General features: G+C 61.1%; 16 protein-coding genes. 11 read left to right on the top strand and 5 right to left on the bottom strand.

The features are described from left to right. Positions 1–156 precede the first annotated feature (156 nt). The gene (locus tag DHV10_RS21155; RefSeq protein WP_109488412.1) at positions 157–1,614 is read right to left on the bottom strand and encodes a hemolysin family protein; all 1,458 of its coding nucleotides are present in this window, start codon (positions 1,612–1,614) and stop codon (positions 157–159) included. Positions 1,615–1,734: 120 nt separating this feature from the next. On the opposite strand from DHV10_RS21155, the gene DHV10_RS21150 reads away from it, so the two are divergent. Further along, positions 1,735–2,493, top strand: coding sequence for a hypothetical protein (locus DHV10_RS21150; RefSeq protein WP_109488411.1), 759 nt, complete (start codon positions 1,735–1,737; stop codon positions 2,491–2,493). Between the two features lie 47 nt (positions 2,494–2,540). On the opposite strand, the gene DHV10_RS21145 is transcribed toward DHV10_RS21150, so the two are convergent. Both DHV10_RS21145 and DHV10_RS21140 read right to left on the bottom strand, forming a co-directional pair. Continuing rightward, complete coding sequence (locus tag DHV10_RS21145) at positions 2,541–3,176, bottom strand: YdcF family protein (RefSeq protein WP_109488410.1); 636 nt, start codon at positions 3,174–3,176, stop codon at positions 2,541–2,543. 6 nt (positions 3,177–3,182) lie between these two features. Next, positions 3,183–3,827, bottom strand: a complete 645-nt coding sequence (locus DHV10_RS21140; protein WP_109488409.1) for an L-threonylcarbamoyladenylate synthase — start codon at positions 3,825–3,827, stop codon at positions 3,183–3,185. A 225-nt stretch (positions 3,828–4,052) separates the two neighbouring features. Between DHV10_RS21140 and DHV10_RS21135 the strand changes: the two genes are divergently transcribed. From DHV10_RS21135 to DHV10_RS21095, 9 genes are all read left to right on the top strand, one after another. Continuing rightward, positions 4,053–4,904: a TrmH family RNA methyltransferase gene (locus DHV10_RS21135; RefSeq protein ID WP_109488408.1), complete on the top strand. Its 852-nt coding sequence runs from the start codon at positions 4,053–4,055 to the stop codon at positions 4,902–4,904. After that, the gene (locus DHV10_RS21130; protein ID WP_109488407.1) at positions 4,901–6,259 is read left to right on the top strand and encodes a replication-associated recombination protein A; all 1,359 of its coding nucleotides are present in this window, start codon (positions 4,901–4,903) and stop codon (positions 6,257–6,259) included. Before DHV10_RS21135 ends, DHV10_RS21130 begins: the two co-directional genes overlap by 4 nt. A 40-nt stretch (positions 6,260–6,299) precedes the next feature. Continuing rightward, positions 6,300–7,340, top strand: a complete 1,041-nt coding sequence (gene ftsY / locus DHV10_RS21125; protein WP_109488406.1) for a signal recognition particle-docking protein FtsY — start codon at positions 6,300–6,302, stop codon at positions 7,338–7,340. Positions 7,341–7,483: 143 nt separating this feature from the next. After that, positions 7,484–8,680, top strand: a complete 1,197-nt coding sequence (gene ribD, locus DHV10_RS21120; RefSeq protein ID WP_109488405.1) for a bifunctional diaminohydroxyphosphoribosylaminopyrimidine deaminase/5-amino-6-(5-phosphoribosylamino)uracil reductase RibD — start codon at positions 7,484–7,486, stop codon at positions 8,678–8,680. Positions 8,681–8,831: 151 nt separating this feature from the next. Continuing rightward, complete coding sequence (locus tag DHV10_RS21115) at positions 8,832–9,230, top strand: hypothetical protein (RefSeq protein ID WP_109488404.1); 399 nt, start codon at positions 8,832–8,834, stop codon at positions 9,228–9,230. A 207-nt stretch (positions 9,231–9,437) separates the two neighbouring features. Beyond that, entirely contained in the window at positions 9,438–9,782 is a 345-nt protein-coding gene (locus DHV10_RS21110) for an STAS domain-containing protein (RefSeq protein WP_109488403.1), read from the top strand. 112 nt (positions 9,783–9,894) lie between these two features. Beyond that, a complete protein-coding gene (locus tag DHV10_RS21105) occupies positions 9,895–10,569 on the top strand; it encodes a riboflavin synthase (protein WP_109488402.1) in 675 nt (224 codons plus the stop codon). 191 nt (positions 10,570–10,760) lie between these two features. Beyond that, positions 10,761–12,281, top strand: coding sequence for a magnesium chelatase ATPase subunit I (locus tag DHV10_RS21100; protein WP_109488401.1), 1,521 nt, complete (start codon positions 10,761–10,763; stop codon positions 12,279–12,281). Positions 12,282–12,478: 197 nt separating this feature from the next. Next, positions 12,479–13,714 carry a vWA domain-containing protein gene (locus tag DHV10_RS21095; RefSeq protein WP_109488400.1) on the top strand — a complete coding sequence of 412 codons (1,236 nt, stop codon included), beginning with the start codon at positions 12,479–12,481 and terminating at the stop codon, positions 13,712–13,714. Positions 13,715–13,813: 99 nt separating this feature from the next. Here the strand turns inward: DHV10_RS21095 and DHV10_RS21090 are convergent, their stop codons facing one another. Continuing rightward, entirely contained in the window at positions 13,814–14,437 is a 624-nt protein-coding gene (locus DHV10_RS21090; RefSeq protein WP_109488399.1) for a hypothetical protein, read from the bottom strand. 183 nt (positions 14,438–14,620) lie between these two features. Here DHV10_RS21090 and DHV10_RS21085 point away from each other — a divergent pair, with 183 nt between their 5' ends. Beyond that, a complete protein-coding gene (locus tag DHV10_RS21085; protein WP_109488398.1) occupies positions 14,621–16,510 on the top strand; it encodes a tetratricopeptide repeat protein in 1,890 nt (629 codons plus the stop codon). A gap of 473 nt (positions 16,511–16,983) precedes the next feature. On the opposite strand, the gene DHV10_RS21080 is transcribed toward DHV10_RS21085, so the two are convergent. Continuing rightward, complete coding sequence (locus DHV10_RS21080; protein ID WP_109488397.1) at positions 16,984–18,228, bottom strand: ABC transporter permease; 1,245 nt, start codon at positions 18,226–18,228, stop codon at positions 16,984–16,986. Positions 18,229–18,319: the final 91 nt, after the last annotated feature.

The raw sequence follows: 18,319 nt of genomic DNA, 5'->3' as shown, positions 1-18,319 counted from the left end.
GGAAACAGCATCAATCCATATCCAAGCCGCTCCTGCAGAGGAACATGACAAAAACACATACGGATAAAAATCGCAGGCAGGGATAAGGGAGTACCCATCGCATGGCGCATGAAACCGCTAGAAGCTAGAAGCTGGGAGCTAAGAAGCGAAAGAACCTCAACCCGCTGGTTCCGGGTTGATTGGTTCCACCTGGATCTTCGCGATCCGCCGCCCTTCCATCTCCAGCACCGTTAACCGGCGATTGTCGAACTCAATCGACTCGCCCGATCGCGGAATATGCCCCAGCCGCGTCAGCATGAATCCCGCCAGCGTCTCCACGCCGCCATCGCGCGGCAGGCTCCACTGCATCTGCGTCTCCAGGTCGCGCAGGTTCGCGCTGCCTTCCAGCACCAGCGTGCCCTGCGCATTGGCCAGCACGGGCCGCGCCGGATCGTCGAACTCGTCCTCCAGCTCTCCCGTAAGCTGCTCGATCGCGTCCTCAGCCGTCACCAGCCCGACAATCGATCCATACTCGTCGACCACAATCGCCATCTGCCGTCTTCGCTGCTGAAACTCCCGCAGCAGCGCCAGCGCCGACTTCGTCTCCGGCACCACCAGCACGTCGCGCATCACCTGCCGCAGCCTCAGCTCCATGAAAGGCAGCCCGAGCTGTTGATTCCCAGCGCGCTGAGCACCAGCCGTAGATTCAGCCGCTCCTTCCGCCGGCGCAGTCTGAGTCGGCGCGGTCGCAACAGCGCGCTGTTGTCCTCTTCGCCGGAAGAACATCAGCCGCGAAAGATCTTTCGAGTAAATCACGCCAATGATGTGTTCCGGCCCGCGCGTCTCGTCGTACACCGGCACGCGCGAGTTCATATGTTCGATCACCTGCGCGCTGGCCTCTTCCAGAGGCATGTTCGAAGGAAGCGAAAAGATGCGCTGCCGCGGCGTCATGATCTCCCGCACCGGCACATCGTCCAGCTCAATCGCGCGATGGATCAGCATCTCCTGGAACTTGGGAAACAGCCCCAGCCGTCGCGCCGCAGTCGTAATCAGCTTCAACTCCTCCGGCGAGTGCACAGCAGCGCGCTCCGTCATCGGAATGTCGAACCCGCGCAGCAGCACCGCAGCCGAAGCTTTCAGCATGCGCACCGCCGGCCGCGCCATCTTCATGAACATCAGCATCGGCGGAGCCACCGCCACCGCGAGCGCCTCCGCACGCCGCAGAGCCAGCGACTTCGGCACCAGCTCGCCGATCGTTACGTGAAAGTACGTAATGACGCAGAACCCCAGGGCCACCGCGGTCAGCGATGCCGCGTGCGCGTACACCTGCGCGTACGCAACAGGATGCGGCAGCATGTTGATCCAGCCCAGCACCACACCCGCCGCCATCGGTTCGCCAATCCAGCCGATCGCCAGCGAACAAAGCGTCACGCCAAGCTGGACAGCGGGCAGAAAGTATTCGATGTCAAGCTGAAGCCGCCGCACCGCCCGCGCGCCCGGAACCTTGTTCGCAAGCAGCTGTTCGATCCGCGTGTCGCGCGTGCTCACCATCGCGAACTCCGCAGCCACAAAAAAGGCGTTCGCCAGAATCAGCATCCCGACCGCGACAACCTGGAGAAGGGGCAGACCGTGCATCCCGGTGTGAGAATAGCAAACGCCCCTGCCCCCCACTGACCGCTCAACCCGCGAACACCTCTCACAAACCCGATCCCAGCGATCGTCGCTGTGGTACACAATCAATCAAAGCTCAAGCGTATGAAGACCCGACTGCTCCAATCTTTCGTCTGCCTTGCAGCCCTGCTCGGGGCGCTGCCGCATTGTGCTGCCAGCGACTATGCGCAGCGAAAGGCTGCCGCATCTCTGCATTGCGAGTCGATCAACCCCAGCGAGTATGAAACCGGCCTCGCATTTAACCCGGACGGGTACAGATCCTTCTACGTACAGTCGGAATGCTTTCAGAACGCTGCGATACAGTTCCGCGACGCCTCCATGTGCGACCGCGTCCGGCGCCGCTTCTCGCTGCTCTCTTCCAGTTGGGGAGTCTCCACCGCACAATGTCGCAAGCTGGTTGCCCAGGGCATCGCAACCGACCGCGCAGAAATCGAGGCCGAAAGGCGCTCCTACCTCCCCGGTCCACCGCGGCTCCTCAGTTTCCGCATCGAGCGCAACGGAAACGGTCGCGACTTCGATATTCTTCCCGAGTTCGCACCCGGTTACTCGCACGGATACACGCTGAGCTTCGAAATCATCGGCGCCCGCAAGGACCCGATCCTGCTGCACTCGGACGGATACTACCTGGACCAGAACCCCATCCTTCGCATATTCGTGCGCCAGTCGGAAATCCGGGCGCGATTCCCCGAGTTACAGCTCAATCATCCCTATCAGGTTCGGGCCACCGTTACGCTTAGCATCGGGAACGGGGGAATGTCGGGCTACTGGAGCGATGAATTCCTCGAGAAGGAGTTCCCTGCTCGCGCGCGCTCCCAAACCCTCATCAAGGAAATCACCTTCTAGGCACAAGCACTTCTCTGATGATTAGAGCTTCCGCTCGCACGACCGTCTTAGTCCAGGTGCAGCCGCCACAACGTATAGCTCAGAATCTCGTGCTGAATCCGCTCGCGCTCTCCTGAAGGCCCTTCAATCGGCACGCGCGGTCTCGGCGACGTCAGCACGTTGAGCCCATGCGCCGCGCAGATCTGGTGGATACGAAACAGATGCGTCGCGTCGCTGACCACCACGATGCGCTGCAGGTCATTGGTGCGAGCAATCACCTCGAGCCGGCGCACAGATTCGTCGGTGCTCGTGCTCTCCGTCTCCGCAATAATGTCGGAATCCGGAACCCCCGCGCCAACGAGGTACTCCTCTCCCACCCGCCCTTCGGAGAAGTGATCGCCTCCGTCACCGCCCAGGGTCACAATTAGCGGCGCGATGCCGCGGTTATACAGCGACTCCGCATGATCCAGCCGCGCACGGAACACCGGCGAAGGCCGCCCATCGTATTCAGCCGCGCCGAACACCGCGATAGCGTCCGACGGCACTGCCATATCGCGACTCGCGTACCACTCGATCTGCCCGTACACCCAGCGGATCCAGATCAGAACGGCCAGCGCGACGATCGCCAGCGCGATGAGAGTCCAGCGAAGGAATGGCCTGCTTGTTCGAGTCTCCACTGCTGCGGGCGCTCCCTGCAGGCTCATCAGACCCTACCGCTGCAGCACCATGACAATTTCGTGTGTCGGGATAGCGCCTTCACGCAGGATCTCCCAGCGGCCGCCGCCCAGCGAGAGATCGACAATCGTCGTCGGCAGCGAGCGCCCCGTCGGACCGCCATCCACGATCAGCGGAATGCGATCGCCGATCTGGTCGCGAACACACGCTGCGTGCGTGCACTCCGACGCGCCCTGCAGGTTCGCAGCCGTCGCCGTAATCGGCAGGCCAAACCGCTCCACCACAGCGCGAGGAATCGCGGCATCCGGAATTCGGAGCGCAACGTTCCCCGTATTCGCCGTTGAGCGCAGCGGAAGCTTCGTGCCCGCGCGAACAATAATGGTCAGCGGCCCCGGCCAGAACCTGTCCGCCAGCTTGTCCAGCATCGGATCGCTGTCGCGCGCCAGTTCATACGCTTGCGCCAGAGACGCGATAAGCAGCGACAGCGGCTTCTGTTTTTGCCGGCTCTTGATCCGGTAAATGTTCTCGACCGCGTGCAGATTCACTGGGTCGACGGCAAGCCCATAGAAAGTGTCGGTGGGCAGCGCTACAACATCGCCCTGCCGCAGGCACGAGACAATGTAGTCGATTCGATCTGTTTGGGGCTCGTCGGGATGGACGCGCAAGATTTCCGCGGACAAGAAGGTCTACCTCGGTTACGTCAGCCTCGTAGCCGTGAACCGCGTTCCAGTTCATCGACTGTTCGCCCTGCCTGCCCGCCCTCCAGCATTCGGAGAACGATGCAGTCACAATGACGGAAGCTACCATAGCACCAGCCGCGGCGCAACCGCCTGCAGTTGTCGATTCGGCTCGATCCGGGTGGAACAGCATAGAATCGGCAGATAGCAGAAGTCTTGTCGCTACAGATGCCTATACGCATTGTACAGAGTAAGCAGAACGCGCGGTTGAAGGAATTGCGGAAAGCGTTAACGCATCCCGGCAGGAACGAGCGCGGCCTGGTGGGAATCGAGGGGCCCAACCTCGTCTTCGAGGCGATCAGTTCGGGCCTGCGAGTGGATGCTGTCTTTGCCGCCAGCCAGAGAATCGCCGACGACATCGCATCCCAGCAGAATATGGCCCACGTCGACGTCTTCCTCGCGCTCGGTGACTCTCTGCGATCCGCCCTGATCACAGAGTCGCCGCAGTCGTTGGCCGCATTGGTCGAGCCCCCTGAATGGAAATGGAATGACCTGCTCCATCGCCCCGGATCCGAAGCGCTCATCATCCTTCTCGCCGGCATCCAGGATCCCGGCAACCTCGGCACGATCGTGCGATCGGCCGAAGCCTTCCAGGCCACTGGAGTGATCTGCCTCCCAGGCACTGTGAACCCCTGGAACTCCAAAGCCGTGCGGGCGTCGGCCGGAAGCATCTTCCGCGTGCCGCTCCTGCAGTCATCCGAGACAGAAGCACTCGATCAGCTGCACCAGGCAGCGATCCCTATATTCACGACCGCAGTCGAGGGAGCTCAGCCAGCGACTCTGGCCAGCCTCACTGGTCCTGTCGCGCTCGTCATCGGCAACGAAGGCAACGGAGTCCCCGATGAACTCGCGGCGCACACCGACGGCGCTCTTACGATTCCCTGTCCCGGTCCGGTCGAAAGCCTCAATGCGGCGGTGGCTGCCAGCGTGCTCCTCTACGAAGCCTCACGCCAGCGGGGATCATCCAAGCAGAGCGAACCGGCTCGCCCTCGAAGATCCGGTGCCGGAGATTCCCGATGAGCCTCTTCGACGGCGTACCTGAGTCTCCGGCCGGCCTGTCCCCAAGCCCCCTGCACGCAGCCTCCGGCGCCCCTCTTGCCGAGCGCATGCGCCCGCGCACGCTCGAAGACTACGTCGGTCAGGAGCACCTGCTCGGCCCCGGCAAACCCCTCCGCGTCCAGATCGACCGCGATGACCCTGGCTCCATGATCTTCTGGGGACCGCCCGGCGTCGGCAAAACCACCCTCGCCAAAATCATCGCGGAGACCACCAAGGCCAGCTTCGTCGAGTTCTCGGCCGTGCTCAGCGGAATCAAGGAAATCAAACAGGTGATGGCCGCCGCCGCACAGGCCGCGGAGATGCACTCGCGCACCATCCTCTTCGTCGACGAGATCCATCGCTTCAACAAGGCGCAGCAGGACGCGTTCCTGCCTTACGTCGAGCGCGGCACCATCCGCCTCATCGGCGCCACAACCGAAAACCCCTCCTTCGAAATCATCTCCGCGCTGCTCTCGCGCTGCCGCGTCTACGTCCTGCAGCCACTGAGCGAAGAGCGCATCGCCGGCCTTCTGCGCAGAGCCCTTGAGGATAACGAACGCGGATTAGGCCCGATGCAGCTCACAGCCGACACCGACGCCCTCGAACTGATGGCCTCCTACTCGAGCGGGGACTGCCGCAGCGCTTACAACACCCTTGAAGTCGCCGCTCAACTCGCCTCTGAAGGCTCGAAGCACATCGACAAGGAAGTGGCCAAGGAAGCCGTTCAGCAGCGCGTACTCATGTACGACAAGTCAGGCGAGGAGCACTACAACCTCATCTCCGCTCTGCACAAGAGCGTACGCAATTCAGACCCCGACGCCGCTCTCTACTGGCTCGCCCGGATGTTTGCCGCCGGCGAAGATCCTCTCTACCTCGCTCGACGCGTCGTGCGCATGGCCGTAGAAGACATCGGCCTCGCCGCGCCCGAAGCATTGAACCTCTGCCTTTCGGCGAAAGAAGCCATCGACTTCCTCGGATCGCCGGAAGGAGATCTCGCTCTGGCTGAAGCTGTCGTCTACCTCTGCCTCGCGCCCAAATCGAACGCCGTCTACACCGCCTACGGCGCGGTCCAGCAGGAAGTCGAGCAGACTCGACAGGAGCCCGTACCGCTGCACCTGCGCAACGCACCCACGAAACTGATGAAAGAGCTGGGGTACTCCAAAGGCTATCGTTATGCGCACGACGAAGACGACCGGGTAGCCGATATGGAATGCCTGCCGGATTCATTGCGGGGACGAAGCTACTACCACCCCACGCAGGAAGGCCGCGAGAAGCAGTTGGCCCAGCGCATGGAAGAGATCCGAAACGCCCGCCTTCGCAAACGCGGTCAGCGATAGCCAAAACTTACTGAAATACTAATACAGGACCCATACCGCGATGATCACGTTATTTACCGGCTACGACGAAGAAGACAAAAAGAAAGCCCAGGAATCCCGCGCCGCAGACGAAGCCGCCGAACGCGCCAAAGAGTCTGGCCTCTCCGACGACAGCTCCACGCCCTCAGGCCAGGGCTTCTTCTCCCGCATGCGCGAAGCCGTCACGCGTACGCGCGATAATTTCTCCTCACGCATCAACGACATCGTCGCCCTCACCCGCGAAGTCGACGAATCCTCCCTTGAAGATCTTGAAACCGCGCTCATCATGAGCGACATCGGTGTTCAGACCACCACCGAAATCATCGACGCTCTCCGCGATCGCGCCCGCAAGCAGGCCATCTCCGGCGGCGAGGAACTCGGCGATCTCCTCAAGCTTCAGTTGGTCGATGTTCTTCGCGGTCCCATCCGCCCTGTCGTCACTCCATCCACGCCGCCTAAAGTCACCTTCCTGGTCGGCGTCAACGGCACCGGCAAAACCACCACCAGCGGCAAGCTCGCCTCCTGGTACCGCGGCCAGGGCAAGTCGGTCCTCCTCTGCGCTGCCGACACCTTCCGCGCCGCCGCCATCGAACAGCTCGAAGTCTGGGCCGGCCGCAGCGGCGTCGAAATGATCAAGACTCGTCAGGGCGGAGATCCCGCCGCCGTACTCTACGACGCAGCCTCTGCCGCGAAGGCCCGCAACATCGACGAGCTCATCGTCGACACCGCCGGTCGCCTCCACACCAAATCCGGCCTGATGGACGAGCTCGACAAGATGCGCCGCACCGCCACCAAGCTCGTCCCCGGAGCCCCTCACGAGGTCCTCCTCGTCATGGACGCCACCACCGGCCAGAACGGCCTCCAGCAAGCCCGCCAGTTCACCCAATCCGCTGGCGCCACCGGCATCGTCCTCACCAAACTCGACGGCACCGCCAAAGGCGGCATCGCCGTCGCCATCGCCCGCGAACTCAACCTCCCCGTCCGCTTCGTAGGCGTCGGCGAAAAAATGAGCGACCTCCTCGAGTTCTCCCCCGAAGCCTTCGTCGACGCGCTGTTAGGTTAGTAGTGAATCCGTTGAGAAGTACAAAGCTGTCATCCTGAGCGCACGGGCCCCCGGACGTCTTCTTCAGTCCAGGGGTGGTAAGCGAAGGATCTGCTTTTTTCAATTCTGGACTCACCAATCGACATAACCCAGGGAACAAGCCCATGATCCCGAGTACGCAAGACCTCCACTGGATGCATCACGCCCTTTCGCTCGCCCGTCGCGGCATCGGCCTCGCATCCCCCAACCCCGCCGTCGGCTGCGTCATCGTCGACAGCAACGGCAACCTCATCGGCGAAGGCTGGCACGAATACAACCGCCTCGACCACGCCGAAATCGCCGCAATCAGAAACGCCGCCGGAATCACCGACTCAGCCGGGTGCCCCATCCATTCAGCTGGTTTTGCCGAATGGGTGGGAAACAATGCGCCACGTCTCCGCGGATCCACCGCCTACGTTACCCTCGAGCCTTGCAATCACACCGGCCGCACCGGCCCCTGCACCCAGGCCCTCATTGCCGCCGGCATCTCCCGCGTCGTCGCCGCGACATCCGACCCCAACCCCACCGTTGCAGGCCGCGGAATGCAAACCCTCGCCGCCGCCGGCATTCAGACCACCCTCGGCCTCTGCCAAGCCGAAGCCCGCCGCCTCAACGAAGCTTTCGCCCGCTGGATCCAGCACAAGCGCCCCTTCGTCCTGATGAAGATCGCCATGTCCCTCGACGGCCGCATCGCCCCGCCGCCCGAGGCCCGCACTCCCGGCGAACCCTTCTGGATCACAAGCGAAGAATCCCGCGCCGCCGTCCAGCAGCTACGCCATCAAGCCGACGCCGTCCTCACCGGAGTCGGCACCATCCTGGCCGACGACCCTCTCCTCACCGACCGCAGCGGGCTTCCCCGTCGCCACCCGCTTCTCCGCGTCATCCTCGATTCGGCGCTCCGCACTCCACTCGACTCGAAAATCGTCCGCAGCGCCAACGACGACCTCCTCATCTTCACCGCCAGCCCCGACGTCACGCGCGCTGCTGAACTCCGCCGCCGAGGCGTCCGCGTCCAACCCGTTCCGTCCTCCACCGGCCGAGTTTCCCTTACCGCCGTCCTTGACCACCTCGGTTCCGAAAACATCCTCACCGTCCTCACCGAAACCGGCTCCCACCTAAACGCCGCCTTACTGAGCGAGAATCTCGTCGACCGCCTCCAGGTTTTCATCTCCCCTCAGGTCCTCGGTTCCAGCTCTATTCCGGCCTTTCAGGCTCTCGCAGAACCCATATTCGTCCCAGATTTCGAACTGCTTTCCCACCAAACAGACCTTGTACTCACCTCACTCCTTCTCGATCCCTGGCAAATTTCTGCATCTAAATAAATTGGAATGTTGCTGGATTCCGTCCGTCACACATACAACTTTTCCTGCAACCTTCCGGCCTATTCACGTCGTCCAAGTAACGTTGCGAACATTAAAATACCGTGAACTAGCTCGAACTTGTCGGTAGGCTGTTGGGGGTTTTCGAGGGGCCATGTATCAGCAGGTATTCAGCTTCTTTGGCATCGGGCTACTCACCGGGTTGTTCGCGGTAGCAACAATCATCGGAACAGCGATGCGCCTCGACAAGGATCCGGCCATCGACGGACCGCGCGCCCTCATCGCCGAATTCTTCGGCCTCTGGTTCTCCTTCACATTCCTCGCCTGGAGCTTCATGATCGAGGACTCCTGGATCCAGTGGGCCCTCCGCGGTATCGCCGCCGGCGCAGCCCTCATCGGCTTCGTCCTCGCAGCGTTCTTCGCCGGCACGCCTGAAACCCGCGCTCGCCTTGACCAGGAGCCGACCGGCTTCGACCCCGCCATCACCGCCCTGGAACTCAACCAGACCTCCACCCCGAAATCCACCATCACCGACAGCACCGCTCACCGCTGAACCCGCTCGCCCCGGGCTCACACCACCAGAGCTGTTTCACTTCGACCGAAGCCCTCGCAAAGCGAGGGCGATCAGAGAAACCCGTAGTTGCCTCTGAACATCTCGACAACTCAATCCCAGCTCTTCTGTCCTCAATCCCTCGTCCCCTTGTCACCTGGTCTCCTGCTTCCCCTGTAATATGTCTCCGTCCCCAGAAGGAGAACAAATATGAGCTTGAAAATGGGTACGCGTCAGGTCAGCGGAGTCGTCGTCATAGATCTGAGCGGGCAAATCACATTAGGCGACGCCAGCGCCGCCCTCCGCACGGAAGTCCTCGACCAAGTCAACAACGGATTCAAGAAGATCCTCCTGAACCTCGCTGAAGTCACCTACATCGACAGCGCCGGTCTCGGTGAACTCACCGGGTCCTTCACCTCCGTTCGCAACCGCGGCGGCGAGTTGAAACTCCTCAACCTCACCAAGCGCGTCCACGACCTCATGCAGATCACCAAGCTTTACACCGTCTTCGACGTCTACGACGACGAGAAGAAGGCGCTCGCCTCCTTTGCCTGACCCATCACTCACGCCACATCCCGGAGCCTGGGCCCCACCTCCAGGCTCCGCAGCCTCAGAGGTGTAGTCTCGTCCCCTCGTCCTCTAGTCCCTAGTCCCTTACAATTTATCCATGTTCACCGGCATCATCGAGCAGACCGGCACGCTCGTCTCTCTCGCCGACCGCGGAGGCGTTCGCCGCATCACCGTTGAAGCGCCCGGCATCGCGAGCCGCCTGCGCGAAGGCGACTCCCTCGGAGTCTCCGGCGTCTGTCTCACTGCCCTCGACATCGATCCCGTCTTCTTCCACGCCGACCTCGCCCAGGAGACGCTCGATCGTACCTCTCTCGGCTCCCTCAAACCCGGCTCCAAGGTCAACCTCGAACTCCCCACAGCCGCCGGCAGTCCCCTCGGCGGACACATCGTCCAGGGGCACGTCGACGGCACCGGCACTCTCACTGCTCTCGATCCCGTCATCCCCGCGTCCAGTCCCGACTTCAACCGCGAGACGACCGACTGGACACTCAAAGTCAGCGTCCCCGAAAACATCCGTCAGTGGATGGTCCCCAAAGGTTCCGTCGCCATCGAAGGCATCAGCCTCACCATCGCGTCCGTCGACACCGACACCATCTCCATCGCCATCCTTCCCCTCACCTACTGGCGCACCAACCTCCACGCGCTCGCCCTCGGCACTCCGGTCAATCTCGAAGCCGACGTGCTCGTCAAACTCGCATGGCAGCAGATGCAGTCAGCAAAAAAGCCCGAGTTCGAGATCACCGAAGACTGGCTCGTCGCAAACGGCTACTGATTTCGCGCTTTTCTCGCAACCCGAGACCGATCGCGCCAGTACTTTCCCCGACTGGTATTTCAGACTGTGATCCGTCACAATGAATTGCTTCAGATGGTGAAAACGGCGTAATCTTCGCTGCGCCGGAAACGTCTCCGTGCGCGTCTACTATACACAGACCGGTTTGGTCGGCCGGAACAGGAGCCAATCTCATGTCAGCAGCTCACCCTCTTCCCCAGACGCTGGGGGAACTGCGCAGAAGCACACAGTTTGCAGAAGCATGCCTCAATACGCGCAGCGTCAAGGATGAACTGCGCTCCAACCTCATTCGCCGCCTCCGCTCCCACGAAACCCTCTTTCCCGGCATCGTCGGCTTCGAAGATACCGTCGTTCCGCAGATCGTAAACGCCATTCTCTCCCGTCAGAACTTCATCCTCCTCGGCCTCCGCGGACAGGCCAAGAGCCGCATCCTGCGCGCGCTCACTTCGCTGCTCGACGAACACCTCCCCTACGTAGCCGGCTGCGAAATTCGCGACAACCCCTACAAGCCGCTCTGCAAGCGCTGCCGCGACCTCATCGCCGAACGTCAGGACGAAACGCCCATCGCATGGCTCGATCGCGAATCGCGCTACGTTGAAAAACTCGCCACGCCCGACGTCACCGTTGCCGACCTCGTCGGCGATCTCGATCCAATCAAAGCAGCCCGCGGAGGTCAGGATCTCTCCAGCGAACTCACCATGCACTACGGCCTGCTCCCGCGCGCAAATCGCGGCATCTTCGCCATTAACGAGCTCCCCGATCTCGCAGGCAAAATCCAGGTCGCCCTCTTCAACATCATGCAGGAAGGCGACGTGCAGATTAAGGGCTACCCTGTTCGTCTCGCCCTCGATGTCGCGCTCGTCTTCAGTGCCAACCCCGAGGACTATACCGCCCGCGGCAAAATCGTCACTCCGCTCAAAGACCGCATCGGCTCCGAAATCCGCACCCATTATCCCGAAAGCCTCGAAGAAGGCATCACCATCACCGCGCAGGAAGCATGGTCCGAGCGCGGCTCCGCTCCCATCGAAATTCCGCCCTACGTTCGTGCCGTCGTCGAACAAGTCGCCTTTACGGCACGCGAAGACAAGCGTGTCGACAAGCGCAGCGGCGTCAGCCAGCGTCTCCCCATCTCCACCATGGAGCTCGTCATCTCCAACGCCGAGCGCCGCGCCCTGGTCAACAACGAATCGCCCGCAGTCCCGCGCATCAGCGACATCTACGCGGCCCTCCCCGGCATTACCGGCAAGCTCGAGCTCGAATACGAAGGCGAGATGCGCGGCGCCGACACCGTGGTCCGCGAACTCATCACCACCGCCGTCGGCAAGATCTACGACCGCTACTTCAGCGAGACCAACACGCAGCAGATCGAGCAGTGGTTCAACCTCGGGGGCACAGTCAAGCTCGATGACAACCAGCCGAGCTCAGCCGCTCTCGCAGATCTCCGGAAAATACAAGGTCTCTTCGAGAAACTCTCTCCCCTCGAAACGAAGGTGTCCGACGAAGCGCCTCGCGCCGTTGCCGCAGCCGAGTTCCTCCTCGAAGGCCTCGTCGCCCATCGCAAACTGAGCCGCAGCGAAGAACGCGGCTTTACAGCAGCAGAGAAAGGCTCGCGCAAGAAGGAACGCGACCTCGAAGTCGAGTTCGACGACTGGCAGCGCTCCCGCCGCTCCGGCCGCGGCGGCGGTCTCAACTAGTCATCGACCACAATGTCCGGGTGCCCCGTCCTAACCGCGCTTTTTGCGGTTAGGGTGGGAACAAGAATGTGGCGGGTGCCCCCGGTCCCTCGCTCTTGGGGACCAGGGAATCAAGCACGTAGTCCGATTCAAGCCTGGGTACCCCGTTCTAACCGCGGCTTTTCGCGGTTAGGGTAGGAACAAGAAGGAGTAGTGCCATGAAGCGCGTCCGTTACACCAAATTCAACGGCGATCTCGCCTCCGAGATGGACATCGAAGACCTCCTAAAGGCCCTCTCCGACTACCTCCTCGACTCCGGTTTTCGCGACCCCTATCTCCGCTTCCAGGACCTCGATCACACGCTAGACAATCTTCGCGAAGCTCTCCGTCAGCTCCTCGAATCCGGCGACATGTTCGACGACTCCATCCGCGAACAAATCGAGCAGGCAATGCAGCAGGGCAAGATGGACGAGCTGATCGACAAGCTCATCCAGCGCATGCAGCAGGAGAACTACATCTCCTTCATGCAAGATCCAACCAAGGGCCAGATCACCGACGCAATGGGTCAGGCTGGCGACGTCCAGGGCGAGGTCCGCTTCGAGGTCACCGACAAGAGCCTCGACTTCCTCGGCTACAAAACACTCCGCGACCTGCTCGGCTCTCTCGGAAAATCAAACTTCGGACGCCACGAAACCCGCCACTGGGCCACCGGAGTCGAAGCGCACGGCGCGTCTCAGAAATACGAATTCGGTGACACCCTCAACCTCGACACCGTCACCACGCTGAAGTCAGCCATCGCTCGCGAAGGCATCGGTCTCCCGCTCAACCTCGAGTACGACGACCTCCATGTCCACCAATGCGAGTACCAGAGCTCCTGCGCAACCGTCGTCATGCTCGACTGCTCGCACTCCATGATCCTCTACGGCGAAGACCGCTTCACGCCCGCAAAGAAAGTCGCGATGGCGCTCTCCCACCTGATCCGCACCCAATACCCGGGAGACTCTCTCTCGCTGGTCCTCTTCCACGACTCCGCCGAAGAGCTCCCCGTCTCGCAGCTCGCTCGCGTCAAGGTCGGCCCCTATTACACCAACACCTGCGAAGGCCTCCGCATGGCGCAGCGCATCCTCGCACGCCAACGCAAAGACATGAAGCAGATCGTCATGATCACCGACGGCAAGCCGTCGGCCCTCACGCTCCCCGACGGCCGCATCTACAAAAATGCTTATGGCCTCGATCCCCTCGTCGTCAGCGAAACCCTCGAAGAAGTCGCGCGCTGTAAGCGCTCCAACATCATGATCAACACCTTCATGCTCGCCTCCGACTACGGCCTCGTGCAGTTCGTCCACAAGGTCTCCGAGATGTGCCGCGGCAAAGCCTACTTCACCACTCCCGACACCCTCGGCGAGTACCTGCTCATGGACTACATGAACCACAAGTCCAAGACGATTCACTAACGCGGTAAGGCAATTCGCTCAACCATCGGCAATACAGATCCAGGAAAGAAGATCGCCTCCAAACCTGATCCCGTATCGCCGATGAGTTGACTCACCCGCTCAGTTCTTGCCTACCCCCACTGCATATCCAGCCATAAAGAATCCCGGCGGCGCGGCAGCGTTCGACTTCCCGCGAAGAAGCGTGCGAAAGCGATTCCCTGCCTTTCCAAGTTGATATTGTTGCCCTCCGAGGTAAAACGGAGCGACATCCGTGACGGTGTTGATGTTCACCACGCTGAACTCCCCAGTCGTCGTATCCAGAATCACTTGCTGCCGCAGGGTCGACGTCTGTATCGGCGTGCCCGACCGGAACGATTCCGGATCGGCGAAGCTGGCAGGAGCCGTGGTCAGGTACACCGTTGTCGTTCCAACCCGATCCACGACGCGCAGAGTTCCGTTGTTCGTGACCCGCTGGTTAACAGCTTCGGTGTAGAAAGTGAAGTTGGCCGTCGCCGCAGTCTCCGGAGTTCCGTTGAACGCGGGCAGTTGCGAAACGAAGCTGAAGTAGCCGAACTGGCTCGAGTTCGGGCCGCTGTTGTTCACGTTGCCGATGAATTCCAGCGAGACCACATCTTCATCGAACGTGACGTGTTGAAGGCTGTCGCCTTGTTGAGCCGCTGCCAAACCGGATGGCAAGGTGAGCATCGCCGCGAGCGCAAGCGGAGACAGTGTACGCAAGATCATTGTTGTTCCTCCTTGCGGCGTCGTGCACCTCTCACCGCAGGCTCCATTGCTGAGGCAGGCCCCGTCGCGGGTCAATGGATCCGACCTGTATTCCGGATCAACATTGGATGTACCGGCAAATTCATTTGTATGAGTAGCTTCAGCGTGCTCTAATATCCGTCACCCCCCGGCGGAGAAAGCTCAATGCCCGGTCCGACTCTTCGCTTCAACGACATCGAACTCGACGTCGGACGCTTTGAGATTCGTCGCAACGGCCGCTCCCTCAGGTTGGAACGCCTGCCCATGGAGCTGCTCATCCTGCTCGTCTCACGACAGGGCGAGCTCGTGACGAGGGAGGAGGTGGTGAGCCGTCTCTGGGGAGAAGGCGTCCACCTCGATGCCGACCAGGGCATCAACACCGCCATCCGCAAGATCCGGATGTGCCTTCGCGACACACCGGAAAATCCTGCGTACATCCAAACCGTCGTCGGCAAAGGATACCGCTTCATCCCCACCGTTGAGGTCACGCGACCGGGCGCCGTGGCGACCCCAGAGGAAGTTCCGCACCCAAACTCAAGTCCTGATCCCCGGCCAGACTCCACTCTTCCTGCCACTCCGCCCAGAATCCGAAAGTGGGTCGCCGCCGCAGCTCTGGTTATGGTTGCGGTCGCAGCGGCTCTCGGCGCACTCTGGTATGCACGGCGCGACTTGCACCCACCTGCGATCAAGGCAATTGCGGTGCTTCCATTCGACAACCTTTCGGCCGATCCGGCTCAGGATTACTTCGTCGACGGAGTCACCGATGAACTGGTCACCGAACTGGCCAGGATGGGCGGAGTCCGCGTCATCTCCCGCACCTCGAGCATGCAGTACAAGCATGCGAAGGGAAACCTCAAGAACATCGCCGGCGAACTCGGCGTCGACGCCATCGTAGAGGGTGCCGTAGCGCGCTCAGGCAACCGGGTCCGCATCACAGCGCAACTCATCCGCGCGTCCACTGATCAGCATCTCTGGGCCGACTCGTACGAGCGCGACGTCTCCGACATCCTCGCGGTCCAAACCGACATTGCAGCCGCGGTGGCACGTGAGTTGCGCATTCAACTCGCCCTGCAAACCCCTGCGGCAGCGCAGCCCCGGCCTCTTAATCAGGAAGCCTACGCAGAGTATCTGCGCGGACGCTACGCATGGAATCTCAGACGAGAGCCGGCTATCCTCGAGGCGATCCAGCACTTTGAGTCGGCTATCCGCATCGACCCGAACTTCGCCCAGGCCTATTCAGCTCTCGCCGATTGCCATACGACACTCGGATACCTCAATGCGCGTTCGCCGGAAGAAACATTCCCCAACGCCCGCCTCGCGGCTCAGAAAGCCTTGGAGCTTGATAGCTCGCTCGCCGAACCGCATGCCTCGCTTGCGTACTACGACCTCTACTACGCCCGCGACTGGCAGGCTGCCGAAACAGAGTTCCGCAAAGCAATCGAGCTGAATCCGAACTATGCCCTTGCCCACGACTGGTACGGTGTCTACCTCACCGCGCGGCAGCGCTGGAACGATGCACTCGTCGAAATCAGAAAAGCGCGCGAGTTGGATCCGCTTTCGCTGCCGATCAGTACTGACGAAGGGTTCTCGCTTTACTATGCCGGCAACTACGACGGCGCAATCAGAAGCCTGCGCGAAACCCTCGCCAGGGACCCCGGTTTCCCCCTGGCCCATCTATGGCTCGGACGGGCCTACGAAGAGAAGGGCATGTATCCGGAGGCAATCGGCGAGTTTCAACAGGTGCAAAAGGCGCTGCCCGGATGGCCGGTCGCAATTGCTGCAGCCGGATGGGTGTATGGCCGCTGGGGAAAGTCGGTCGAGGCTCGCCAGGCGCTCGCAGACCTGAACGCGACATCCGCGCATCGATATGTGAGTTCTTATGCCATCGCCCTCGTTCACAGCGGCCTCGGCGAGAAGGAACAAACCCTGCAGCTCCTCGATCGCGGCTTGGAAGAGAGAACCAACTGGATGGTCTGGGCCGCCGTCGATCCACGATGGCAACTCGTGCGTGGCGACGAGCGATTCCAAACCCTGCTGCGCAAAGTCGGGCCCTGAGACGAACCGGCTTACTCCCGAACTCGCATGAAATCTCGCGAGGTCAAGCTGCGAGAAGAAGCGCTTATCCGTATACCATTCATTCCACGCAAGAAACGCCATGCTGGCATTTTGCAGTGAATTATGTGTCCGAAGCGCATAATCAGATCAAGGTGCCAGCCAGCCAATGTCCTCCTTCAGACCTATCCACAGCCCAGGGTGCTGGTCAGTGCTGGATGAGACGTGGCGGCACACGACAGGTTCTGCAACACCTTTGGAGAGATACACTTACGGCTAACTTCAATCCGGAGATACACTTGCAGCGAACCCTGAGCTGCAGACCGAACAAAACAAAGCACTTGTTTACAAGCTATATAGGGAGGGGGGCGGGGGTACACACCGTGCGAAATCGGACACCCACCGGTTCTGTCCCCCGTTCATCGCGCAGTTGCGATGAGCGGGATCGTCGACATGAATCGAAGAACCGAACCAACCTACTCGTACCGCAAAGCCTCGATCGGATCGAGATTCGCTGCCCGTATCGCCGGGATCATCCCGCTCACCAGGCCCGTCACGATCAGAATTCCCGTAGCCACAACCACCGACGTCGGTGAAATCAGCAGTCGAATATCAGCGTCCTCTGCATGGGTCGCAATCTCGCTGTAGAACGGAATGCGCCCGACCAGCACAGAGATCAGGTACGCCAGTCCGATACCGCTCAATCCGCCAACACCCGTGATCACCATCGCCTCAGAAAGGAACTGCGTCAGAATGTGAAGCCGCTGCGCGCCCAGCGCCTTCTCCACGCCGATCTCGCGCGTCCGCTGCTGCACCGCTACCAGCATGATGTTCATCAGCCCGATGCCTGCGATGCCCAGCGTCAGCGCGCCCACCAGCGACAGCAGCACCTGCAGCGCCAGCGACAGAATGCTGAACTGGTGCAGTTGCGTCATCAAATTGGCAACGTAGATTGCGTTGTGATCCGTCGGCCTGAACTTGTGTGCGGCACCAAGTGTCGCTCGCAAATTCTGCTCGGCAAGCTGATAGTTGCCCGTGTAGTTGAACCAGATTCCGCCCAGGTATTTTGTATCCGTCAGGTCGCTCATCGTGCTGAACGGAATGTAAATCTGCCGGTTGCGGTCGTTGCCGTCGCCGCCCTCCTGCATCTTCGGGCTCAGCACCCCCACAATGGTGAAGAGCACTCCGTTGAGCCGGATGGTTTCGCCGATAGCCCATCCGCCGGAGAAGAGCTTCGTCTTCGCCTCCGAGCCGATAACGCACACGTGCGCGCGCTGCTGTTCTTCCTGCCCGTTAAAGAAGCGGCCCGCGTCCGTATCCAAATTCCAGATGTCCTGGAAAACCGACCGCACGCCATTGATGGTCCACGTGTACGAGTGCAGATCGTTCTGCACCACAACGTCTTTGAATGCGATGGGAGAAATATGGTTGATGCCCGGAACCGCCGCGCTGATCCGGTCAACGTCGTCAATGGTGAAGCGCACCTTCGCTCCCGACTTCTCGCCGCCCGCCTGCTCGCTGGTGCGCCCGGGAAATGTGCCGATGATGTTAGTTCCCCACTGCGCGAAGATCGCCTCAATCGCCCGCGTGAACCCCGCGCCATACGCCAGCAGCAGCACCACCGTGGCGATACCCCACGCCATCCCGATCATCGTGATCGCCGTGCGACGCCGGTTGTACAGCATCGCTTCCCAAGCCTGACCGAAAATGTCTCTCAGCATGTGTCACCCCAGCTTTCAGCCGTCAGCTATCAGCCTTCAGCCGCCTTTTCACGCCGGCCCTCAATTGCACACCCAACGCTGAGAGCTGAAA

The sequence above is a fragment of the Occallatibacter savannae genome, from assembly GCF_003131205.1.
Lineage (GTDB): Bacteria > Acidobacteriota > Terriglobia > Terriglobales > Acidobacteriaceae > Telmatobacter > Telmatobacter savannae.
The sequence above is the reverse complement of the archived record's forward strand: the minus strand, read 5'-3'. Positions and strand labels throughout refer to the sequence as shown.

Bases quoted from the DNA above. Each gene is read 5' to 3' on its own strand.
- DHV10_RS21155 (WP_109488412.1), bottom strand. From the start codon at position 1,614: ATGCACGGTCTGCCCCTTCTCCAGGTTGTCGCGGTCGGGATGCTGATT.
- DHV10_RS21150 (WP_109488411.1), top strand. From the start codon at position 1,735: ATGAAGACCCGACTGCTCCAATCTTTCGTCTGCCTTGCAGCCCTGCTC.
- DHV10_RS21145 (WP_109488410.1), bottom strand. From the start codon at position 3,176: ATGAGCCTGCAGGGAGCGCCCGCAGCAGTGGAGACTCGAACAAGCAGG.
- DHV10_RS21135 (WP_109488408.1), top strand. From the start codon at position 4,053: ATGCCTATACGCATTGTACAGAGTAAGCAGAACGCGCGGTTGAAGGAA.
- DHV10_RS21130 (WP_109488407.1), top strand. From the start codon at position 4,901: ATGAGCCTCTTCGACGGCGTACCTGAGTCTCCGGCCGGCCTGTCCCCA.
- ftsY (WP_109488406.1), top strand. From the start codon at position 6,300: ATGATCACGTTATTTACCGGCTACGACGAAGAAGACAAAAAGAAAGCC.
- ribD (WP_109488405.1), top strand. From the start codon at position 7,484: ATGATCCCGAGTACGCAAGACCTCCACTGGATGCATCACGCCCTTTCG.
- DHV10_RS21115 (WP_109488404.1), top strand. From the start codon at position 8,832: ATGTATCAGCAGGTATTCAGCTTCTTTGGCATCGGGCTACTCACCGGG.
- DHV10_RS21110 (WP_109488403.1), top strand. From the start codon at position 9,438: ATGAGCTTGAAAATGGGTACGCGTCAGGTCAGCGGAGTCGTCGTCATA.
- DHV10_RS21105 (WP_109488402.1), top strand. From the start codon at position 9,895: ATGTTCACCGGCATCATCGAGCAGACCGGCACGCTCGTCTCTCTCGCC.
- DHV10_RS21100 (WP_109488401.1), top strand. From the start codon at position 10,761: ATGTCAGCAGCTCACCCTCTTCCCCAGACGCTGGGGGAACTGCGCAGA.
- DHV10_RS21095 (WP_109488400.1), top strand. From the start codon at position 12,479: ATGAAGCGCGTCCGTTACACCAAATTCAACGGCGATCTCGCCTCCGAG.
- DHV10_RS21090 (WP_109488399.1), bottom strand. From the start codon at position 14,437: ATGATCTTGCGTACACTGTCTCCGCTTGCGCTCGCGGCGATGCTCACC.
- DHV10_RS21085 (WP_109488398.1), top strand. From the start codon at position 14,621: ATGCCCGGTCCGACTCTTCGCTTCAACGACATCGAACTCGACGTCGGA.
- DHV10_RS21080 (WP_109488397.1), bottom strand. From the start codon at position 18,228: ATGCTGAGAGACATTTTCGGTCAGGCTTGGGAAGCGATGCTGTACAAC.